The organism is Methanospirillum sp., from assembly GCF_028679455.1.
Lineage (GTDB): Archaea > Halobacteriota > Methanomicrobia > Methanomicrobiales > Methanospirillaceae > Methanospirillum.
The window spans coordinates 1-4,062 of sequence record NZ_JAJRBM010000420.1 but is presented as its reverse complement, the minus strand read 5'-3'; the positions used below and the strand labels follow the sequence as shown (position 1 = coordinate 4,062).

At 47.5% G+C, this 4,062-nt stretch carries 5 protein-coding genes, 1 tRNA gene and 1 pseudogene; 4 read left to right on the top strand and 3 right to left on the bottom strand.

The features are described 5' to 3' along the window. The 4 genes from LUQ50_RS14525 to glgP all read left to right on the top strand — a co-directional run. Nucleotides 1-264, top strand: a 264-nt coding sequence (locus LUQ50_RS14525) for a tyrosine-type recombinase/integrase (protein ID WP_300040895.1), incomplete at its 5' end; no start/stop codon positions are given. Between the two features lie 40 nt (nt 265-304). Beyond that, the gene (locus LUQ50_RS14520; RefSeq protein WP_300040893.1) at nt 305-649 is read left to right on the top strand and encodes a hypothetical protein; all 345 of its coding nucleotides are present in this window, start codon (nt 305-307) and stop codon (nt 647-649) included. A gap of 130 nt (nt 650-779) precedes the next feature. Continuing rightward, a tRNA-Gln gene (locus tag LUQ50_RS14515) sits at nt 780-852 on the top strand. A 104-nt stretch (nt 853-956) separates the two neighbouring features. Further along, nucleotides 957-3,134 carry an alpha-glucan family phosphorylase gene (gene glgP / locus LUQ50_RS14510; protein WP_300040891.1) on the top strand — a complete coding sequence of 726 codons (2,178 nt, stop codon included), beginning with the start codon at nt 957-959 and terminating at the stop codon, nt 3,132-3,134. Nucleotides 3,135-3,161: 27 nt separating this feature from the next. Here glgP and LUQ50_RS14505 read toward each other — a convergent pair whose 3' ends face one another. From LUQ50_RS14505 to LUQ50_RS14495, 3 genes and pseudogenes are all read right to left on the bottom strand, one after another. Then, nucleotides 3,162-3,533, bottom strand: coding sequence for an Lrp/AsnC family transcriptional regulator (locus LUQ50_RS14505; RefSeq protein ID WP_300040889.1), 372 nt, complete (start codon nt 3,531-3,533; stop codon nt 3,162-3,164). A gap of 7 nt (nt 3,534-3,540) precedes the next feature. Then, a complete protein-coding gene (locus tag LUQ50_RS14500; protein ID WP_300040887.1) occupies nt 3,541-3,777 on the bottom strand; it encodes an LSM domain-containing protein in 237 nt (78 codons plus the stop codon). A gap of 66 nt (nt 3,778-3,843) precedes the next feature. After that, nucleotides 3,844-4,062, bottom strand: a pseudogene (locus tag LUQ50_RS14495) (fructose-1,6-bisphosphatase); the annotation flags it as partial.

The window sequence follows — 4,062 nt, the reverse complement described above, 5'->3', positions numbered from 1 at the left end:
TTTGGTCAGCAGGGAAACCATATATCTCCCCGAACCATCCAGCATATCTTCCGGAAGTATGCACCTGAAGGAATCACACCTCACAAAATAAGGCACAGTTACGCAAGTGAACTCTACCGGCGATCAAAAAATCTCCGGGTAGTGCAGGAGAACCTGGGCCATGCTTCAATCAAGACCACCGAAGTGTACCTCCATACTGATCTTGATGAGCGGCGTAAGGTCTATCATGACTACTTCCCTCTCTCTGCACCAGAGCGTGAATAGCAGCAGAATAGTATACCAGGGCGTCCCAATACCGAGAGAGATGAAAAAGACCATACGGACGGCAGATGGAACATGGCTTGATATCAATCCGGAGACTGATGTCAACGTCATCCGCCAGCCACGAACCATCACACGGACCGGGATTGATTTTGCTCATGGTGAGGATCTCTATCTCATGACTGACACTCACGGGGTCAGGCATTACTACGTGATATCCTGGGTTGCTGAGGGACGTAGTACGAAGGAGTCATACAGGACCCTGAACGAAGAGCAGAAGGATCAGTTCATCCACGAACAGGTACGAAAAGCAGGAAAGATAGGGCTCGATCCAGATACCGCCGACCATATTGAAACACTCTTTCCCGGGCTGCTTAAAAGAAAATGATCATACCAAATTGAAACAGGGATAATCAAGGGTCATCATCTGATCAATCAGAACGGTCTATAACTAATCAGAGACAATAGATACTGGCTCTGTGTTTCCGGGTTCTCATTCGTAAACCGGGCATACGCATACCCCCGTAGTGTAGCGGTCAATCATCTCGGATTTTGGTTCCGATGACGACGGTTCGAATCCGTCCGGGGGTATCTTTTTTGATTCTATCAGTACCCGTGATCCATTTCAGAACTATGGCAAGAGTTATCTATTGGGTCAAATAATCTCCTATCACCGAGTACCGGAGTAACATCATATGATAGGAATCCGTTGGATAGACTTTGACCACATTCCCGACCGGTTATCAGGGCTCATTGATCTGTCCTATAATCTCTGGTCATCCTGGCATCCGGAAGCCCAGATGCTTTTTAAAAACCTGAATAAACAGGGATGGAAAGAGAACATACACAACCCGGTACGGATGCTGCAGGAGCTTCCTGCTGAAATTCTTGATGAGGGAAGTCAGAATTCTGAGTATACCAATCAGTATGATGCAGTCATTGCAAAGTACCAGCGGTATATCCTCGCAAAGAATCAGTGGTTCTCTGAGTATTACCCAGAACATCAACGTCATAAGATAGCATATTTTTCTGCAGAGTACGGGCTTCAGCACTCACTGCCGTTTTATGCGGGAGGGCTCGGATTTCTTGCCGGCGATCATCTGAAAGAATGTAGTGATCTCGGGGTCCCGGTAGTTGCGGTCGGATTCATGTACGCAGATGGATATCTCCATCAACGGGTTCGCAGTGACGGATGGCAGGAGGATGTGGAAGAGAAACTTGACCGGGATAACGCTCCAATCAAGCGGGTTCTGAGTAAAGATGGAGAACAGTTGATCCTGCAGGTACCGTATATCACTCCCCAGATCCAATTTGCCATCTGGAGAGTGGATATCGGACGGGTCATCCTCTACCTGATTGACACCGAGATAGAACAGAATCCACCACATCTTCGTAATATCAGCAGCCGCCTCTATAGCAGTATCAATGAGATGCGGTTATTGCAGGAGATCGTCCTCGGGGTTGGCGGAACCCATCTGCTCAAGGAACTCGGGATTCAGTACTCTGCCCTTCATCTCAATGAGGGACATGCTGCTTTTGCCCTGGTAGAACGATTCAGACAGAAGGTTGAGGCAGGATGTGATCCTGCTGAAGCATGGCTTCAGGTGAAAGAGACATCGCTGTTTACAACTCATACCCCGGTTGCTGCAGGACATGACAAATTTCCTCATTGGATGGTTGATAAATATTTCGCGCAATACTATGGGGTTCTCTCAATGTCCCGTGAAGAGTTTCTCAAAGCCGGAACTCACCAGGAGGACCCACCTGACATGTTCAACATGGCAGCATTTTCACTCCGTATGTCTGCTTTCTCGAACGGAGTAAGTGCAAAACATGGAGAAGTGGCGCGAAAGATGTGGCATTTCGTCTGGCCTGAGGAGAAACTGGATGATGTTCCCATCGGATCAATCACTAACGGGGTACATGTTCCAACCTGGATGAATCCCCGCCTGGTACAATTAATCAACCGATATCTCTCAACAATATGCCCGGACTGGCTCGATCATCATGACAAGGATTATGTCTGGGCACTCATAGACCAGATTCCTGATGAGAAACTATGGGAACTCCATTTTGGGCTCAAAATAAAGCTCATCAACCGAATTCTCCAGTTCAAACGGCGTGACTGGATGAAATATCAGGCTGATTGTGCCAATGTCGTTGCGGGGGGTGCACTGATTGATCCCAACACGCTCACCATTGGATTTGCACGCAGATTCTCAACGTATAAACGTGCTGATCTCATCTTCAGGGATCTTGACCGGATCAAAAAGATCCTGAATAACCCCTGGAAACCGGTACAGATCATCTTTGCTGGAAAAGCCCATCCTGCTGATGATGAAGGTAAGAGAATTCTGCAGCGGATCTATCAATACGCCCAGCAACCTGAATTCGGAGGGAGAATTGCATTTGTTGAGGATTACGGAGAACAGGTAGCCAAGTACCTCGTTCAGGGTGTTGATGTCTGGATGAATAATCCCGTACCTCCATTGGAAGCGAGCGGGACCAGTGGAATGAAAGCAGCGGTAAACGGGGTTCTTAACCTCTCCATCGGCGATGGGTGGTGGCTTGAGGGATACAACAAGAAAAACGGTTGGATGTTTGGCATTGATACCAAAAGTCCTAACGGCGAACGAGACTGGGAGGATGCACTTGAGCTCTATGACCTGCTTGAAAAAGAGGTAGTCCCGTTGTACTATGACCAGGGACTTGACGGGGTGCCCCATGGCTGGGTCCAGATGATGAAGGAGTCAATAAAAAGCAATACTCCCCAGTTCTCAGCACGGCGAATGGTCAAAGAGTATGTACACAAGTATTACATTCCGGCCATCATTTCTGCCGAACGGAACGGGCCCTTTGAATCCTTTGAATAATTTTTTAAAATAGAACCAAAAAGAAAATTACTCTTCGGTTTCTTCCTCTTCTGGCGTTTCAACCTCCACATCGGATATGGCAAGTTGATACATCCAGTCCAGGAGAAGATTACACTCATTTACCGAGCATTCCTCATCGCAGGCAATGCAAGGAATTAATTCTTCACCTGCCAGAAGACAACGGGGATCTGCCGGACCTTTTTTGGCTATCAGGCGGAAGGTCTTGATTCCATCCTGCCTGTATTCAATACGCTCGACCCGGTTGGCATCAAGGAGCTTCTTCACTATGCGGGAGCATTTCCGGCTGTCAACCACCAGCATCTTCCAGAGTTCACTCTGCAAAACACCTTCCGACTGAGTTGCAATAAGCCTGAAGGCATCTTCTTCAGATACGGTCATAATCAGATCAGGCTACCGGTGCAATCGAGAGTATGTTGTTACCCCTGATAACAAGCGTGCCAAGATCACGCTTATTTGCAGCATCGGTTGTTTCGATACTATCTTCAAGATGGAGATTCAGGTACTCATCGACGGCAACCAGCTTACCTTCGAAGATCCGCCCTTCGTCTTTCATCTCCACTGAAATGGTGCTGTCAACGAGAGAGTATACTTTTTTTATGGGAAGGACAATGCTGCTAACCATCTGCCTTAGATCAGGTATGCAGGCATATTAAATGTTCCTGAAATTCGTGGAGAGATAGTACCGGGATTAAGCAACTCGGTAGATCTCTTCGATCTTTTTGATTACTCCTGCACTTCCGATATAGATAGGAGTCCGTTGATGAATCTTTTCAGGCTGAATCGTGAGCGGGTTCTGATACCCATCAGTGATAGCACCGCCTGCCTGGGAGATGATATATCCAAGTGGATTTGCTTCGAACAGGAGACGTAATTTTCCTTGTGGACTCTTTTTCAATGCCGGGTAGGA